Source organism: Agromyces sp. LHK192 (assembly GCF_004006235.1).
GTDB lineage: Bacteria > Actinomycetota > Actinomycetes > Actinomycetales > Microbacteriaceae > Agromyces.
The window spans coordinates 3819437-3836230 of the sequence record NZ_CP034753.1; the positions used below are offsets into that span (position 1 = coordinate 3819437).

Sequence of the window (16794 nt, forward strand, 5' to 3'; positions counted from 1 at the left end):
GAGACGGGGGCCGGTGGGCTTCAGGAGACGGCGGCGATCGCCTCGATCTCGAACCGGTAGTCGGCGCCGGCGAAGCCGGCGACCTGCACGAGCGTCGACACCGGGAAGTCGTGCGTGAAGTACCTCGCCCGGATCTCGCGCACGTCGTCGCGCACGAGCGCGAAGTCGTCGCGGACGAAGAGGGTCACCTTCACGACGTCGGCCGGGGTCGCGCCCGCGGCATCCAGCACGACGGCGAGGTTCGCGAACGCGAGCTCGACCTGCTCGCGCGCGCCGGCCGGCATCGTGCCGTCGGGCCGCATGCCGATGATGCCGCTCACGAACACCAGGTCGCCGCCGGAGACCCGGACGGCCTGGCTGAAGTCGGCGGTGGGCGGGTACACGCCCTCCGGCCGCACGATCTCGCGTCGCACCATCGGCCCCTACGACGCCCCGACGATCCTGCGGTCGTCGTACCAGGGCGCCAGGCGGCGCCGCAGCGTCGAGATGAGCCACAGCGTGAGGTTCGCGATGATCACCATCACGATCACCATCGCGATCGCCTCGGCCATCATGAACTGGTAGGCGGCGTACTCGAGCAGGTGCCCGAGGCCGCCCGTGCCGCCGAGGAACTCGCCGAGCACCTCGCCGGTGAACCCGAGGGCGGCTCCGCGCTGGATGCCCGACAGGCTGTACGGGAGGGTCGCCGGGAAGATCACCTTCCACCCGAGCGCGATGCCGTTCACGCCGAACACGCGCCCGGCGTTCACGAGCGACGGACTCACCGTGACCGCGCCCTCCATCGTGTTCAGGATGATGGGGAACACGGCGAGGAGGAACACCAGCGCGATCTTCGACTCGTTCCCGAGACCGAGGATCAGGATGAACAGCGGTGCCAACGCGACCTTCGGCGTCGAGTACAGCAGCCACAGGAACGGTGCGACCGTGAACCGCAGCACCGGCGACCAGCCGACCGCGAGGCCGACCACCACGCCGACGACGACCGCGAGCACGAGACCGACCAGCAGGTTCTGCATGCTGAACGCGAAGGCGGTCCAGAACTCGGGATCCCACAGGAGCGCGACGAACGCGCCGAAGACCTCGGTGGGCGGCGGGAGGAAGACCGCGGGCACGAGGTGCAACCAGCTGACGGCGGCCTCCCACACCAGCAGGATCGCGGCGATCACGCCGACGAGCAGCCACACCCACTTCGCCTCGTCGGTGCGCACGACCCGCCTCGGTCGGACGATCCGGCGCGTGCCGGTGGCAGACGTGACGCTCATCGGCGGCCCTTCCTCGTCCACGGGGCGACCCACCGTTCGACGAGGGTCACCACCTGCGTCATGCCGACGCTCCAGATCACGACGAGCGCGATCGCGGCGAACGCCTGGTCGGTCTGGTACGTGTTCGACGCCTTGATGATCACGGCGCCCATGCCCTCCGCCGAACCCGTGAGCTCGGCGACGACCATGCCGATCGTGGCGAGCACGACGGCCTGGCGGAGTCCGGCGAACAGGAACGGCACCGTCGACGGCAGGTACACCGACCGGTAGAGCTGCATCCGTCCGGCCCCGTAGACCCGGCCGGCGCGGATGATCGACGGATTCGTCGTGCGCATGCCCGCCGCGACGTTCAGCAGGATCGGGAACAGGGCGCTGATCGTGACGAGGAAGACGACCGGGCCGATGCCGAACCCGAACCACGCCTTCGCGAGCGGCTGGTACGCGATCGTCGGCGTCGCGTAGATCGTCCACGCGATCGGCCCGACGACCCGGTCGACCGGGAGCGAGGTGCCCATGAGCAGGCCGATCGGGATGCCGACCACGACCGCGATCGCGAACCCGGTGAGCCAGGCCTGGAGCGAGACGAGCGCGTTCGTCGCCAGCGTTCCGCTCGCGACGAGTTCGGTGAACCCCTGCCAGATCGCCGACGGCGGCGGGAAGAAGACGGGATTGATCCAGCCGAGCACGCCGACGACGAGCTGCCACAGGGCGAGCATCACGACGACCTCGGCCGCGAGCACCGCCGCCTTGCCGCGCGGGCTCAGCCCGGCCAGCCACGCGCCGATGCCGCCGCGTCCGACGTTGGGGCCGCCCGCGAGGAGCGTGCTCGTCACTTCGACACCGCCGCCGCGGTCGCCTCGCCCTGCAGCGCGTCCCACAGGTGGTCGCGCAGCTCGAGGAACCGTGGGTCGCTCTGCACGCTGCGCTCCGACCGGGGGCGCTCGAGCCGGGTCTCGATGACCTCCTTGATCGCGCCGGGGTGGCTCTTGAACACCACGATGCGGTCGCCGAGGAGGATCGCCTCCTCGATCGAGTGGGTGATGAAGAGCACCGTCTTGCCGGTCGCGGCGATGAGCTTCTCGATCTCGTCCCGCATGACCTCGCGGGTGAGTGCGTCGACGGCGCCGAGCGGCTCGTCCATGAGCAGGATCCGCGGCTGCGCCACGATCGCCCGGGCGAGGCCGACGCGCTGCTGCATGCCGCCCGACAGCTCGCGCGGGTACGAGTGCTCGAACCCGCCGAGCCCGACGAGCTCGATGGCCTCGGCGACGCGGTCGCGCCACCCGGGGCCCTTCAGCCCCTTCTGCATCTCGAGCCCGAACCGCACGTTGTCGAACACGGTGCGCCAGGGCAGCAGCGCGTAATCCTGGAACACGACGGCGCGGTCCGGGCCGGGGCCGGTCACCCGCTCCCCGGCCACGACGACCTCACCCGCGGTCGGCTTCACGAGCCCCGCGATCACGTTCATGAACGTCGTCTTGCCGCAGCCCGACGGCCCCAGCACGGTGACGAACTCGCCCTCGCGGACGTCGAGGTCGACCCCGTCGATCGCGACGAGCTTGCGCCCGGTCCTCGCCACGTCGTAGGCGACCGAGAGCCCCCGCACCGAGATCAGCGCCTCGGGCTCCCGCTCGGGTGGCGCCTCGGCACCGCCCGGTTCGATCGATGTCATCGAAGTCGCCTCCTCCACACTCACGGGTTTGCCTTTCGTCAGGTCGTGCCGGTCCGGGGTCGGATGCCCCAGTCGTCAGGTGAGCGCCGGCTCCGCCGCGTGCTCGCGGAGCTTGGGCAGCACCTCGGTGCCGAGCAGTTCGATCTGCTCGAAGAACCGATCGAACTTGAATCGGAAGTCGAACACCAGGTGCTCGGTGCCGATCGCGGCGAACTTGCGGATCTCGTCGACCGCCTCGTCGGGGCTGCCGACGATGAGCTGGCCCTCGAGGTCCTCGACGGTCTGGAAGCTGCCCGACTCGGGCTTGACGGTGAACCGCGCCTTGTTCGCCCAGGCGAGCAGGCCCGGGATGTTCACGTGCTTCAGTGCCTCCTCGCGGGTCTCCTCGATCGAGGTCGGCGGGATCACCGCGATCGTGGGCATGGGCCGGCCCGAGGCATCCGTCATCTCGCGCATCGTCCGGATGCGCTTCTCCATGGTGCGCAGCGAGATGCGGCCCGGCATCCAGCCGTCGGCGTACTCGGCCGCGAGGCGCGCCGACGCGGGCGTCGCGCCGCAGTACCAGAACGGCACCGGGCCGCCGACGGGCTTCGGCTCGATCGTGACGTTCTCGAACGCGAAGATGCCGTCGTCGTACGTGACGTCGTTCTCGGTGAAGACGCGCTTGAGGATCTCGGCGTTGGAGCGCACGGCCTCGACGCGGTTCAGGTCGCCCCAGCCGACGGCCTCGAACTCGTGGTCGAACGTGCCCGCGCCGAAGCCGAGGATGAGGCGCGGACCGACCAGTTGCGTGATCGTGCCGGCCATGAGGGCCGTGACGAGCGGGTGGCGGAACGGGATCAGCGAACCCGTGCCGAGCTCGAGCCGCTCGGTGACGGCGCCGATCGCGGTGAGCGTGGTGAGCGCGTCGTAGAACGTGCGGTTCGGCTTCTCCATCTCGCCGTGCGGCTCGAACACGAGGTGATCGCGCACCCACACCGAGTCGAAGCCCATCTTCTCGGCGAGCTTCGAGCCCTCCAGCAGCTTCTCGCGACTCGCCTCTTCCCCGAAGTGGGGCAGCAGCAGACCGAACTTCATGGTCACTTCCCTTCCGATGCGGCCAGTTCGGCCGTCCGCGCGGCCGGAGCGGCCGCGAGCTTCCCGAATCCGGGCTCGCCGACGACGGCGCCGTCGGCGTAGACGTCGCGCCCGCGCACGAGGGTGCGCTCGATGCGCGCGCTGATGGTGCGGCCGTTGTAGGGCGTCCAGCCGATCTTCGACAGCACGTCGTCGTCGGTGATCGTCCACTCGCAGGCCATGTCGGCGATCACGACGTCGGCGTCGGCGCCGACCTCGAGCGACCCCTTGACCCCCGCGAGCCCGAACTTGCCGGCCGGCACGCCGGCGACCATCTCGACGACGCGGTCGAGCTCGAGCTCGCCCCGGTTCACGGCGTCGAGCATGAGCTCGTAGTAGTACTGGATGCCCGGCGTGCCGGTGTGGGCGCTCCACATCTGCGTCCAGCCGATCTCCTTCTCCTCGCGCGTATGGGGCGCGTGGTCGGAGCTCGCGATGTCGATCGTGCCGTCGCGCATGCCCTCCCAGATCGCGAGCCGGTTCTCGTCGGGCACCCAGTACGACAGGGCGTACGGCCCGAGGGTCTGCACGTCCTCCCAGGTGGAGAGGAACGGCGCCCAGTGGTTCACCTCGCAGGTCACGTCGATGCCGTTGGCCTTCGCGCGGCGCACGGCCTCGATCGAGCGGCGCGTCTGGATGTGGGCGATGTGCACGGGGCATCCGGATGCCTCCGCGAGGCGCAGCACGACGTCGATCGCCGTGTCCCAGATGACGCCCTCCCGTGCGGCGTACGCCGAGGCGTAGCCCTCGGGGGTGTTGTCGCCGCTGGCGAGCACCGCCCCCTCGATGTAGTCCATGAGCGCCTGGTCGTGCGGGTGCACGATGAACCGCTTCCCGGTGGGGGCGATGCGGTCCATGATCTCGAGCAGGTGCCCGTGGTCGTGGATGCCGGTGCCCGACGGGTGCGGGTAGTCGCGGCCCGTGTCGACGACCATGTAGATCTTGAACGCGTTGACGCCCATCTCGGCCATGGGCACGATCTCGTCGAACTTCGTGGGAGCCGGGTTGTGGTTCCAGTCGACGATCGAGCTCGACGTGTAGCGCTCGAACACGTCGGTGAGCGTCTCGACGTCGACCGTCGGCGGCTTCAGGTTGGGCATGCCGAACATGGTCGTGACGCCGCCGGCGGCGGCCTGCTGCGAGGTGGTGAGGATGTCGTCCTTGTGCTCGTAGCCGGGCTCGCGGGTGTGCACGTGCACGTCGACCATGCCGGGCAGCACGAGCCGCCCGGATGCGTCGATGGTGCGGTCGGCATCGACGGCGACGTCTCGGGCGACGACGCCCGCGACCCTGCCGTCGTGCACGAGCAGGTCGCCCGCGACGGGGCCGCTCGGGGTGACGACGGTGCCTCCGGTGATCCTCAGGTCGATGCTCATCGCACGGCCTCCTCGAGTGCTGCTGCCTGCACGGGTGCCTCCAGGCGTTCGGTGACCTCGCCCGATCCGGGCGAGCGGGTGGTGCGGACCTCGACGTCGCTCGGGCGCACGTAGCGATCGAGCCAGTCGACGATCAGCGGGGTGGTCTCGGTCCAGTAGCGGTCGTACGCGGCGTAGTGGGTGGTGTGCCGCTGCATGACGAGCTGCTTCGGGCCCTTCGCCGCGGCGTAGAGCACTTCGGCGTGGTCGGTCGGCGTGGTCGCGTCGCCCTCGACGCCGATCACGAGGAGCGGGGTCTTGAGGCGACCGGCCGCGTCGATGGGCCGGTACGCGAGGATCTCCTCGGCGCAGGAGAGGGGGATGGCGCTCGGGATGCGGTCGTCGACGTCGGCCTTGATGGTGGTGGCGCGCCGTTCGGGCGTCGGCACCATGATCTCCTCGCGGGGGTGCACGAGCCTGCCGGCGCCGGTCGTGACACGGAGCCTGCGGTCGTCGTCGAGGCTCTTCAGGAAGGCCAGCCATTCGTGCTCCTGGCGCATCCGGTGCAGCCAGTCGGTGCCGTCGGCGACGGGCACCTGGCTCACGGCCGCCTTGATGCGGGGGTCGGCGTCGGCGAGGAGCACGGCGTTGCCGCCGCCGGTGCCGCCGGTGCCGAAGACGCCGATCGCATCGGCGATCACGTCGTCGCGGGTGGTGAGGTAGGTGACCGCGTTCACGAGGTCCTGCAGCTGTCGTGCCGGCGACAGGATGCCCCGGTCGCCGCCCGAGTCGCCGAATCCGCGGTAGTCGAAGACGAGCACGGCGAATCCGGCGGCGACGAGCGCCTCGTGGTAGCGCACGTAGAGCTTGGCGTCCTTGAGTCCGAGCCAGCCGGGGCCCTGGACGATCGCGCGGTACGGGCCTTCGGCGTCGGGGGTGCGCCAGATCCCGGAGAGGCGATCGCCCTCGCTGGTGAACTCGACTGGGGTCGTCTGCATCCGCTTCGCTTCCTCTCGTTCGAACGCCGGCGTCGTCGCCTCGGCGGCTCGTCCTTGCATCTTGGCGCATTTTGGATCCAGAATCCAGTATTGATTTGCACGACCCTGCCGACCTACGATGGTCAGCGACCGCCGGTCCGATTTGACCGGCAGCGGGTGGCCCCGGATTTGGGCCGCAGATCACCGACGAACTCCGGCGCCGCGCTGCGCCCCCGACGTCGGATCCCCATCCGTTGCCGTCCCTCCCGGAGGTCCCATGCGAACCCGCACAACTCCCGCCCTGGCGCTCGCCGCCATGTCCCTCGTCGCGATCAGCGGACTCGCCGCGTGCAGCACCACCGCAGGCAACGCCTCGTCCCGGAGCGCCTCCGCGCCGACCGATCAGGCGGCCTCGAGCGCATACCCGCTCACCATCGACAACTGCGGTACCGAGGTCACGTTCGAGCAGGCGCCCCGACGCGTCGTCACGATCAAGTCGTCGACGCTCGAACTCCTGCTCGCGCTCGGCCTCGAGGACCGCATCGTCGCGAGCGCGTTCAGCGACGGCCCCGTCCCCGAGGCCTACGCCGACGCCGCGGACGACGTCGAGGTGCTCTCCGACAAGGTGCCGTCGCAGGAGGCCACCCTCGCCCTCGAGCCCGACCTCGTCTTCGCCGGCTGGGAATCGAACCTCAGCGCCGAGGGCGCCGGCGAGCGCGACGGCCTCGCCGCCCTCGGCGTCGCGACCTACGTCGCGCCGGCCGCGTGCAAGGACCCGGCGTACATGCCCGACCCGCTGACGTTCGACACCGTGTTCGACGGCTTCGAGGAGGCGGGCGCGATCTTCGGCGTCCCCGACGCCGCGACCGCGCTCGTCGACGAGCAGCGCGCGGCGCTCGACGCCATCGAGCCTTCCGTCAGCGGGCTCACCGCGCTCTGGTACAGCTCCGGCGACGACACGCCGTACGTCGGGGCGGGCATCGGCGCACCCCAGATGATCATGGCGGCCGCCGGACTCGACAACATCGCCGCCGACGTGCACGACACCTGGACGTCGATGAGCTGGGAGGCCATCGTCGCCGCCGAGCCCGACGTCATCGTCCTCGTCGACGCCCCGTGGAACACCGCGCAGTCGAAGATCGCCCAGCTCGAGTCGAACCCCGCCACCGCCGCCCTGCCCGCCGTCGCCGAGCAGCGGTACGCGATCGTCGACTTCCCGTCGACCGAGGCGGGCGTCCGCAACGTCGACGCGGTGGCATCCGTCGTCGGCCAGGTCGAGGAGCTCGACCTGCGATGAGTCGCGCGATCGCCGCCCCCGCCCCGCACGCGCCGCCACCGGCGCGCCGCGGCGGCCGTCGCCCGGCACGCGCGGCGTGGGCGGCGATCGCCCTCATCCCCGCCCTGTTCGCGGTCTGCCTCGCGGCGGTCACCGTCGGCCCCGCCGGGCTCCTCCCCACCGACGTGCTCGCGAGCCTGCTCGCGCACGTCGGCATCGGCACGTCGCCGCTCACGCCCCTGCAGGACGCCATCGTGTGGGAACTGCGGCTGCCCCGGGTCGCGACGGCCGCCGCCGTCGGCGCCGGACTTGCGGTCTGCGGCGTCGTCATGCAGGCCGTGACGCGCAACTCCCTGGCCGACCCCTACCTCCTGGGCCTGTCCTCCGGCGCGTCGGTCGGCGCCGTGCTGGTGCTCGTGCTCGGCGTCGGCGTGTTCCTGCCCGTCGCCGCGTTCATCGGCGCCCTGGCCGCGCTCGTCGCGACCCTCGGGCTCGCGCGCGCCGCCGGCGACCTGAGCCCCACCCGCACCGTGCTCGCCGGACTCGCCGTCTCGGCCGTCTTCGGGGCGATCACGAGCCTCGTCATCTTCTGGAGCGCGACCGGCGACAGCTACCGCGAGATCCTGAACTGGCTGCTCGGCTCCCTCGCCGGCACCGACTGGACCTCCGTCGCGATCTCGGGGATCGCCCTCGTCGTCATCGGCATCCCGCTCCTCGCCAGCGCCCGCACGCTCGACGCGTTCGCGTTCGGCGACACCGCGGCGGCGGCCCTCGGCATCCACGTCGCACGCAGCCGCATGCTCCTGCTCGGCGCGACGGCGCTGCTCACCGGCGCCCTCGTCTCGGTCAGCGGCTCCATCGGCTTCGTCGGGCTCATCCTGCCGCACGCCGTCAGGCTCGTCGTCGGCACGCGCCACCGGGCGCTGCTGCCGCTGTCGGCACTGGCGGGAGCCGTGTTCCTCGTTCTCGCGGACACCGGCGCACGCACCCTCTTCGACCCCCGCGAACTGCCCGTCGGGATCCTCACCGCACTCGTGGGCGGCCCGGTGTTCGCGCTGCTCATGCTCCGCCGGTCGGGACGCGACGCATGAACGGCCTCGAGACCTCGCGCCTCCGGACCGCCCGCGGCGGCCGGCTCATCGTCGACGACGTCGACATCACCGTGCCCGCCGGTCGCGTCGGCGCCCTGCTCGGCCCGAACGGCGCCGGCAAGAGCACGCTCCTGCACCTCATCGCCGGAGCCGTGCACCCCGACGCGGGTTCCGCCTCGCTCGACGGCACGCAGCTCGGGTCGCTGCGCCGACGCGACCGCGCCCGGCGCATCGCCCTCGCGCAACAGGAGGTGCGCGACCTGCCCGACCTCACCGTCGCGGAGGTCGTCATGCTCGGACGCACCCCGCATCTTGGGCCATGGGCGGCCCCCGGCGAACACGACCGCACGATCGTCGGGGAATGCCTCGCCGCGGCCGGTCTCGTCGGCCTCGAGGCCCGTCGGTACGCCGAGCTGTCCGGCGGCGAACGGCAACGGGCGAACCTCGCGCGGGCGCTCGCGCAGCAGCCGACGCTGCTGCTGCTCGACGAACCGACCAACCACCTCGACGTGCGCGCCCAGCTCGCAATGCTCGACCTCGTCCGCGCACTGGCCGACGACGGGCTCACCGTGCTCGCCGCCCTGCACGACCTCGGACTCGCCGCGACCTACGCCGACCACCTGATCGTGCTCCAGCACGGCCGCGTCGTCGCGGCCGGCGCCTCCGGGGAGGTGCTCACGCCCGAGCTGATCCGGCGGGTCTGGGGCGTCGAGGCCGAGATCCTCGAGCACCCCCGCACGGGCCGCCCGCTCGTCGCGTACGCGGGCCTCGCGGACGAGCCGGTGACGGCGGCGAGCGAGGCGCCGACTGGGGCGCCGGCGCCGGCTCGCGCGCCGGCTCACGCACCGGCGCACCGCTGAACCCGCGCGGGCCGGCGACGTCCGCTCCACACGTCCGTCGCCGACCCGCCCGGGAGCCTTTCGACGGGCGGTCAGCCCATCGCGCGCAGTCTGGGCGCGAGGTCCTGCTCGAACAGCTCCATGAACCGGCGCTGGTCGTGGCCCGGCGCGTGGAACACGAGGTGATTGAAGCCCCAGTCGACGTACTGCCCGATCTGGGCGGCGACCGCGTCGGGGTCGGTGCCGACGATCCACCGCTTCGCGATCTGCTCGATCGGCAGCGCGTCGGCGGCCCGTTCCATCTCGATCGGGTCGGTGATCGAGTGCTTCTGCTCGGGTGACAGCGAGAGGGGCGACCAGAACCGGGTGTTCTCGAGCGCGGCCTCGCGCGTGGTCTCGTACGACAGCTTGATCTCGATCATGCGGTCGACGTCGGCGATGCCCCGGCCGGACTCCTCCGCGCCGGCCGTGACGGCCGGCATGAGCTGGTCGACGTAGAGCTCGGCGCCCTTGCCCGAGGTGCAGATGAACCCGTCCCCGGCCCGGCCCGCGTACTTCGCGACGACGGGGCCGCCTGCGGCGATGTAGATCGGCACGCCGCCGTCGGGCCGGTCGTAGATGGATGCGTCGTGCGTCGAGTAGTACTCGCCCTCGAAGCTGACCCGCTCGCCGTTCCACAGCGCGCGCATGAGGCGAACCGATTCGCGCAGGCGCGCGAACCGCTCCCTGAACTCCGGCCAGTCCTGTTCGCCGGCGCCGCGGAAGCCGGTCGCGATCTCGTTGAGCGCCTCGCCGCTGCCGACGCCGAGCATCACGCGGCCCGGGTAGAGGCATCCGAGGGTCGCGAACGCGTGCGCGATGACCGCGGGGTTGTAGCGGAACGTCGGGGTGAGCACCGATGTTCCGATGCGGATGCTCGAGGTGCGCTCGCCGACGGCGGCCATCCAGGCGAGCGAGAACGGCGCGTGGCCGCCGTCGTGCCGCCAGGGCTGGAAGTGGTCGCTGACGGCGACCGACTCGAAGCCGTGGGCTTCCGCCGCCACCGCGAGCTCGACGAGCTCGCGCGGAGCGAACTGCTCCGCCGAGGCCTTGTATCCGATGGTGAGCGTCATGAGGGGTCCTTTCCCTGCGTTCGACGCGGGCGCCCGGCGGCGCCGCGGTGGTCGCGCCGGCTCATGCCGACGCCGGTCTGTGCTGCGCGTCGGCGATCGCGGCCAGCGCCGCGGCGCGCGCCCGCAGCGTTCCCGGGCCGATGCCGAGGCGGGCGGCCTCCGCGAGGTCGACGGCGCCGTCGACGTCTCGTCGGAACCGCATGGGGGCGGCGAGCTCGACGAACCCGTTGCGCCGATGGCGGGCGGCGGAGTCGGGGCCGAAGCACCATTCGACGCCGGGCACGGTCGCCGCCGCGAAGGTGGTGCCCGTGCCGTTGGCGTCGGCGACGAACGACCGGTCGTGCGCGGCCGCTGCGGCGAGCACGCCGTCGAGGGCGGCGGCTCGGAGCGCCGGGAGGTCTGCGAGGAGCACGGCGATGCGGTCGGCGCCCCCGCGCTCGGCCTTGCCGGCGGCGAGCGCGATCGCGCGCCGGAGTCCGCCGGTCGGCGGCTCGGCGAGGTGATGCACGGGCACCCGGGAGTGCGGCGATCCCTCGTCGGCATCCGCCGCGGCCCGGGCGTCGCCGACGACGGTGAGCCCGCGCACGGATGCGGCGGCGCGCACGGCGGCGAGCACGTCGGCCGCGAAGCCCCTGGCGAGCGCCGCCCGCGCTTCGGGCGGGTAGGCGGCGGCGAGCCGCGTCTTCGCGAGCTCGAAGCGCTTGACGGGCACGATCACGTGCCAGGTGCCGGCCGGTTCGGCGGCCGTCGGGGCGGCTGCGGGCCCTCCGTTGCGGGCGTCGAGCCTTGGCGAGCGGACGAGCGGCGGCCGGGTCTCGAGCGGCATCGGCACCTCCTGCGGCATCGGGCCGCCGTCGGTCGGCGACCTGATCCCACAGTATTGGATACTGGATCCAATCTACAACCACAAGCGTCGACCGGGATTCGCGTATGCCCGCGCGAACCGATCGGAACGAAGGGCTTCAGTCCTCGGCGTCGGCCGAGCGTCGCCTCGTCCGTCGCGCCGGCTGCTCGGCGGGCTGGTCGGCCGCGAGCAACTCGAGCACCGCGTCGCGCACGCTCGTCAGGTGCTCCCCGAGCACGGCTGCGGCGGCATCGGCGTCTCCCGACTCCACGGCGGCGACGAGCGCCTCGTGCGAGTGCGAGTGCCCGTCGCCGCCGACGAGCCGCCAACCGAGCACGTAGCGCCCGACCTTCAGGCGAAGCTGCTCGATCATCTCCCAGAGCACCGGGCGGCGCTCGGCGTCGTACAGCTCGGCGTAGAAGAGCGTGCGGGCATCGACGAATCCGGCGCCCTCCTGCTCCTCGTCGGCGGCCTGGCCGAGCTCGTGGAGGCGGGCCATGCGCTCGGGCGTCATCTCGGCCATCGTCAGCCGTAGGGCCTGCCCCTCGAGCAGCACGCGGATGTCGTACACCTCGCGCGCCTGTTCGGCCGAGAGGGCCTTGACGATCGCCCCGCGTCGGTCGTGGAACTCGACGAGCCCCTCCGCCTCGAGTTGGATGAGCGCCGAGCGCACCGGCAGGCGCGAGACGCCGATCGCCTCGGCGAGGGTCTCCTGCCTGAGCTTCTGGCCGGGCGCGAGCGCGCCGCTCAGGATCGCGTCGCGGAGGATGTCGTAGGCCATGGTGCCGACGGATCGGTAGCCCGCGGCATGGTGGTCGGCGAGGCGCTGCAGGGCTTCGGTGCCGCTGGGCTTCGCCGAGTCTCCCGCGGCGGTCGTCGGTGTGCTCGAACTCATGTGGCCGACAGTAGCGGAAGCGATGCGGCATCTCTGCATTTTGGATACAGAATCGGCCCGGATGCCGCACCGCGGATGCCGCGACCGGGCGGAGGTTCCCACGGCCGGCTCCGCCCCGCAACCCCTTCCGGCGCATCCGTCGGCGTCGTAGCGTGGCGGAATCGGCCTGTGCGTCCGAACCGCGCGGGCTCCGGTTCGAGGGGATCCCATGCAGACGAACGTCGCGCGTCGCGCACTCCTGATCTCGGTCGCCGCCGTCGCGGCCGGATCCCTGATCGCATTCGGCGCCCCGGCGTCGGCCGCTCCGCCGAGCGCCTCAGGCACGTCGGCGGATGCTGCGGCCGCCGCGGTTCCGTTCCGCTGGACCCCGCAACCGCAGGCCACGAGCGTCGGCTCCGGCGGGGCGGTGTCGTCGGTCGACGCCTGGGCGAGCCGGATCGGCGTCGAGGTGCTCCGCCTCGGCGGCAATGCGGCCGATGCGGCGGTCGCGACCGCGGCTGCCCTGGGCGTCACCGAGCCGTACAGCGCGGGCATCGGCGGCGGCGGCTACTTCGTGCACTTCGACGCCGAGACCGGCGAGGTCACGACGATCGACGGGCGCGAGACCGCACCCGCCGCGATGCCGACCGACGCCTTCATCGACCCGGCCACCGGCAGCCCGTACCGGTTCACGCCCGAACTCGTCTCCTCGGGCGTGAGCGTCGGCGTGCCCGGCACCCTCGCGACCTGGGAGGCCGCGGTCGACCGCTTCGGCAGCAAGCGGCTGTCGACCCTGCTCGCCCCGGCGATCGCGCTCGCGGCCGGCGGGTTCACGGTCGACGAGACGTTCCGCAGCCAGACGCTCGACAACAAGGCCCGGTTCGCGGCCTTCCCCGACACCGCGAAGCTGTTCCTGCCGAAGGGCGACGCACCGGTCGTCGGGTCGACGTTCCGCAACCCCGACCTCGCGAAGACGCTCGGCCTGATCGCGCTGCGCGGCACCGACGTGTTCTACGAGGGCCGCCTCGCCGACGAGATCGCCGACGTGGTGCAGCATCCCCGCAAGGACCCGGCATCGCCGCTGCCCGCTCCCCCCGGCACGCTGACCGCCGATGACCTCGCCGCATACGAAGTGGTCGAGCAGGCTCCGACGCACGTCGAGTACCGCGGCCTGGACGTCTACGGCATGGCGCCGTCGTCGTCGGGCGGCACCACGGTCGGCGAGTCGCTGAACATCCTCGAGAACCATGAGCTCTCCGGGGCGACGCCCGAGGCGACCGCGCAGAGCCTGCACCTGTTCCTCGAGGCGACCGCGCGGGCGTTCGCCGACCGCAACGCCTACGTCGGCGATCCGGCGTTCGTCGACGTGCCGACCGAGACGCTGCTGAGCCAGGACTTCGCCGACGCCCGCGACTGCACGATCGACCCGTCGGCGGCGTCGCCGAGGCCGGTGCCGGCCGGGGCGCTGGATGCCTCGGGATGTGTCACCGCGGCGTTCGAGGAGCGTGCCGACACCGAGAACGTCTCGACCACGCACCTGTCGGTCGTCGACCGGTGGGGGAACGCGGTCGCCTACACGCTGACGATCGAGCAGACCGGCGGCTCCGGCATGACCGTGCCCGGTCGCGGCTTCCTGCTGAACAACGAGCTCACCGACTTCTCGACCGTCTACAGCGAGACCGACCCGAACCGCATCGAGCCGGGCAAGCGCCCGCGATCGTCGATGTCGCCCACGATCGTGCTCGACGGCGGCGAGGTGCGGTACGTGCTCGGCTCGCCGGGCGGCGCGACCATCATCACGACCGTCACGCAGATCCTGATGAACCGAGTCGATCTCGGGATGTCGCTGCCCGACGCCGTCGCCGCCCCGCGTGCCTCGCAGCGCAACGCGGCGGTGACGCCGGCCGAACCGGAGTTCATCGACGCGTACGGCGCGGCCCTCGGCGCCTACGGCCAGGCCTTCACCCCCTCGGGCGATCGATTCACGTCGGCGTCGCAGATCGGCGCGGCCGCGACGATCGAGGTCGCGCCCGACGGCACGATGACCGCCGCTGCGGAGCCGGTGCGGCGAGGAGGCGGCACGGGACTGGTGGTCAGGCCGCAGCGGTAGGCGGCACTCGACCGTGGGACTCCCACCGCGCTACGGTGGCGCCATGCCGACCCAGACCACCAGGCACGACCTGCTCGACGGGATCGTCGTCGAGTTCCTGCACAACTCGCCTCGCGGGCGACGCCTCGTGGCCGTCGGCGGGGTCGCGGCCGAGGTCGACGGTGCGTTCGCCGACGATCTCGCGGTGGCGCTCGCCGAGCACGGACAGCCGACCGCCCGGGAGTCGGTCGGCGGCGCCGACGAGGCGGCGCTCCGCGCCGTGGTCGTCGAACCGTTCCGCTCGGGCGTGCTCGACGGGGCGACCGACCCGGACACCGTGCTCGTCGTCGACGGCGAGCGGTTGCTCGTCGGCGACGCGCGCGGGATCTGGCACTTCTCCGTCTGGGTGCTGCGGGGCGACGAGCTGCCCGACTCGGGCGCGAACGTCATCGTCGACGCGACCGACCAGGCCGCACCGACGAGGTACTTCTACGACTACTGCAAGCTGCCGCCGAGCCTCAACCGCCCCGGCCTGCACTGAGCCCGGCGGACTCTCCCCCCTCCCCCCGACCAAGTTCGGAGGATCGCACGAGGTGCGGAGGATTCCGCAGGATTGGTCCGGAGTTCGCGCGATCCTCCGAGGCACGCGCGAGCTGCGGACGCGCCCCTAGGCTCGCGCGCGCAGCCGCGGCGCGAGGTCGCGCTCGAACAGCTCCATGAACCGGCGCTGGTCGTGGCCCGGCGCGTGGAAGACCAGGTGGTTGAAGCCCCAGTCGACGTACTGCCCGATCCGGTCGACGACCTCATCGGGGTCGGTGCCGACGATCCACCGCTTCGCGATCTGGTCGATCGGCAGCGCGTCGGCGGCCCGCTCCATCTCGACGGGGTCGGTGATGTCGTGCTTCTGCTCCTTCGAGAGCGACAGCGGCGACCAGAACCGGGTGTTCTCGAGCGCCGCCTCCTCGGTCTCCTCGTACGACAGCTTGATCTCGATCATCCGGTCGAGGGCGTCGAACGAACGGCCGTCGCCGCGCGCCTCGAGGCCCTCCTTGACGGCCGGCACCAGCTGGTCGACGTAGAGCTCGGCGCCCTTGCCCGAGGTGCAGATGAACCCGTCGCCGGCGCGGCCGGCGTACTTCGCGACGGTCGGCCCGCCGGCTGCGATGTACACCGGCACCGGGGCATCCGGCCTGTCGTAGATGGAGGCGTCGTGCGTCGAGTAGTAGTCGCCCTCGAAGGTGACCTGTTCGCCGTCGGTCCAGAGCGCGCGCATGAGGCGCACCGCCTCGCGGAGGCGGGCGAATCGCTCCTTGAACTCGGGCCAGTCCTGCTCGCCGGCGCCCCGGAACCCGGTGGCGATCTCGTTGAGCGCCTCGCCCGTGCCGAAGCCGGCGATGATGCGGCCCGGGTAGAGCACGCCGAGCGAGGCGAACGCCTGCGCGAGCACGGCCGGGTTGTAGCGGAACGTCGGGGTCATCACGCTCGTGCCGATGCGCACCGTCGACGTACGCTCGCCGACCGCCGCCATCCAGGTGAGCGAGAACGGCGCGTGGCCGCCCTGGTGGCGCCAGGGCTGGAAGTGGTCGCTCGTCCACACCGATTCGAAGCCGTGCGACTCGGCTGCGACGGCGAGTTCGACGAGCTCGCGAGGGTCGAACTGCTCGGCGGAGGCCTTGTATCCGAGGGTGAGGCTCATGCGTTCGATCCTTCCACGGAACTCGGGCTACGCGGCCGGCCGGTACCGCATGGCCACCGCGCCCGACCTGAACTCACGACGATCCACGAGCTCGAGCCGGATGCGCTCACGCAGGCCCGCGAGCAGCGTCGGCCCGTGCCCGGCGAGCACCGGCTGCACGAGGAATTCGTACTCGTCGATCAGTCCCAGGTCGGCCAACGCGAGCGGAAGCGTGACGCCGCCCACCCACAGCCCACCGCCCGGCTCCTGCTTGAGCTGCCGCACCGCCTGACCCAGGTCGCCGCGCAACACCACCGCGTTCCAGTCGGGCGCGTCCAGGGTGCTCGACACGACGACCTTTCTCGCCCGATCGATGGCCTCGGCGAACGGGATCTCCGACTCGTCCATCCAGTCGGGCCACTCGCCGGTGGCCGGCCGCCGCCACGCGGCCTCCATCATCTCGTAGGTCACCCGACCGAAGAGCAGGGTGTCGGCGCGCTCCATCTCGGCGGTCCAGTACCGCATCGACTCCTCGTCCGGGGGGAGTCCCGCCTCGTGGTGGCAGCACCCGTCGAGGGTGACGTTGATGGAGTATCGAAGCGGTCTCATCGT

17 protein-coding genes are annotated in these 16794 nt (G+C 71.9%); 5 read left to right on the plus strand and 12 right to left on the minus strand.

All coding sequences use genetic code 11. The features are described 5' to 3' along the window. Nucleotides 1-20: 20 nt before the first annotated feature. The 7 genes from ELQ40_RS17335 to ELQ40_RS17365 all read right to left on the minus strand — a co-directional run bounded on the left by ELQ40_RS17335 (nucleotide 21) and on the right by ELQ40_RS17365 (nucleotide 6403). Complete coding sequence (locus ELQ40_RS17335) at nucleotides 21-413, minus strand: RidA family protein (protein WP_164863685.1); 393 nt, start codon at nucleotides 411-413, stop codon at nucleotides 21-23. A gap of 9 nt (nucleotides 414-422) precedes the next feature. Continuing rightward, the gene (locus tag ELQ40_RS17340) at nucleotides 423-1262 is read right to left on the minus strand and encodes an ABC transporter permease (RefSeq protein WP_127794815.1); all 840 of its coding nucleotides are present in this window, start codon (nucleotides 1260-1262) and stop codon (nucleotides 423-425) included. Beyond that, complete coding sequence (locus ELQ40_RS17345) at nucleotides 1259-2095, minus strand: ABC transporter permease (protein ID WP_127794816.1); 837 nt, start codon at nucleotides 2093-2095, stop codon at nucleotides 1259-1261. Before ELQ40_RS17345 ends, ELQ40_RS17340 begins: the two co-directional genes overlap by 4 nt. Next, nucleotides 2092-2934 carry an ABC transporter ATP-binding protein gene (locus ELQ40_RS17350; RefSeq protein WP_127794817.1) on the minus strand — a complete coding sequence of 281 codons (843 nt, stop codon included), beginning with the start codon at nucleotides 2932-2934 and terminating at the stop codon, nucleotides 2092-2094. The genes ELQ40_RS17345 and ELQ40_RS17350 overlap by 4 nt, the downstream gene beginning before the upstream one ends. A 75-nt stretch (nucleotides 2935-3009) precedes the next feature. Beyond that, nucleotides 3010-4011 carry an LLM class flavin-dependent oxidoreductase gene (locus ELQ40_RS17355; RefSeq protein ID WP_127794818.1) on the minus strand — a complete coding sequence of 334 codons (1002 nt, stop codon included), beginning with the start codon at nucleotides 4009-4011 and terminating at the stop codon, nucleotides 3010-3012. Between the two features lie 2 nt (nucleotides 4012-4013). After that, nucleotides 4014-5426, minus strand: coding sequence for a dihydroorotase family protein (locus tag ELQ40_RS17360; protein ID WP_127794819.1), 1413 nt, complete (start codon nucleotides 5424-5426; stop codon nucleotides 4014-4016). After that, complete coding sequence (locus tag ELQ40_RS17365) at nucleotides 5423-6403, minus strand: alpha/beta hydrolase (RefSeq protein WP_127794820.1); 981 nt, start codon at nucleotides 6401-6403, stop codon at nucleotides 5423-5425. The genes ELQ40_RS17360 and ELQ40_RS17365 overlap by 4 nt, the downstream gene beginning before the upstream one ends. Before the next feature lie 256 nt (nucleotides 6404-6659). Between ELQ40_RS17365 and ELQ40_RS17370 the strand changes: the two genes are divergently transcribed. Genes ELQ40_RS17370 through ELQ40_RS17380 form a run of 3 tightly spaced genes read left to right on the plus strand, consistent with a single transcriptional unit; the run spans nucleotide 6660 to nucleotide 9609 of the window. After that, on the plus strand, nucleotides 6660-7679 hold the full coding sequence (locus ELQ40_RS17370; RefSeq protein WP_127794821.1) for a putative F420-0 ABC transporter substrate-binding protein: 1020 nt from the start codon (nucleotides 6660-6662) through the stop codon (nucleotides 7677-7679). Then, a complete protein-coding gene (locus ELQ40_RS17375; protein WP_127794822.1) occupies nucleotides 7676-8749 on the plus strand; it encodes a putative F420-0 ABC transporter permease subunit in 1074 nt (357 codons plus the stop codon). Before ELQ40_RS17370 ends, ELQ40_RS17375 begins: the two co-directional genes overlap by 4 nt. Next, entirely contained in the window at nucleotides 8746-9609 is an 864-nt protein-coding gene (locus tag ELQ40_RS17380; protein ID WP_127794823.1) for an ABC transporter ATP-binding protein, read from the plus strand. The genes ELQ40_RS17375 and ELQ40_RS17380 overlap by 4 nt, the downstream gene beginning before the upstream one ends. Before the next feature lie 71 nt (nucleotides 9610-9680). On the opposite strand, the gene fgd (ELQ40_RS17385) is transcribed toward ELQ40_RS17380, so the two are convergent. From fgd (ELQ40_RS17385) to ELQ40_RS17395, 3 genes are all read right to left on the minus strand, one after another. Beyond that, nucleotides 9681-10700: a glucose-6-phosphate dehydrogenase (coenzyme-F420) gene (fgd, locus tag ELQ40_RS17385; RefSeq protein WP_127794824.1), complete on the minus strand. Its 1020-nt coding sequence runs from the start codon at nucleotides 10698-10700 to the stop codon at nucleotides 9681-9683. A gap of 61 nt (nucleotides 10701-10761) precedes the next feature. Next, a complete protein-coding gene (gene cofC, locus ELQ40_RS17390; RefSeq protein WP_205649375.1) occupies nucleotides 10762-11526 on the minus strand; it encodes a 2-phospho-L-lactate guanylyltransferase in 765 nt (254 codons plus the stop codon). A 136-nt stretch (nucleotides 11527-11662) separates the two neighbouring features. Then, on the minus strand, nucleotides 11663-12439 hold the full coding sequence (locus ELQ40_RS17395; protein ID WP_164863686.1) for a GntR family transcriptional regulator: 777 nt from the start codon (nucleotides 12437-12439) through the stop codon (nucleotides 11663-11665). Between the two features lie 208 nt (nucleotides 12440-12647). On the opposite strand from ELQ40_RS17395, the gene ggt reads away from it, so the two are divergent. Next, the gene (ggt, locus tag ELQ40_RS17400) at nucleotides 12648-14528 is read left to right on the plus strand and encodes a gamma-glutamyltransferase (protein WP_127794826.1); all 1881 of its coding nucleotides are present in this window, start codon (nucleotides 12648-12650) and stop codon (nucleotides 14526-14528) included. A 43-nt stretch (nucleotides 14529-14571) separates the two neighbouring features. Continuing rightward, on the plus strand, nucleotides 14572-15048 hold the full coding sequence (locus tag ELQ40_RS17405; protein WP_127794827.1) for a hypothetical protein: 477 nt from the start codon (nucleotides 14572-14574) through the stop codon (nucleotides 15046-15048). A gap of 126 nt (nucleotides 15049-15174) precedes the next feature. On the opposite strand, the gene fgd (ELQ40_RS17410) is transcribed toward ELQ40_RS17405, so the two are convergent. Together fgd (ELQ40_RS17410) and ELQ40_RS17415 are read right to left on the minus strand one after the other, a co-directional pair. Further along, complete coding sequence (gene fgd, locus ELQ40_RS17410; protein WP_127794828.1) at nucleotides 15175-16203, minus strand: glucose-6-phosphate dehydrogenase (coenzyme-F420); 1029 nt, start codon at nucleotides 16201-16203, stop codon at nucleotides 15175-15177. 27 nt (nucleotides 16204-16230) lie between these two features. Continuing rightward, on the minus strand, nucleotides 16231-16791 hold the full coding sequence (locus ELQ40_RS17415) for a dihydrofolate reductase family protein (protein WP_127794829.1): 561 nt from the start codon (nucleotides 16789-16791) through the stop codon (nucleotides 16231-16233). Nucleotides 16792-16794: the final 3 nt, after the last annotated feature.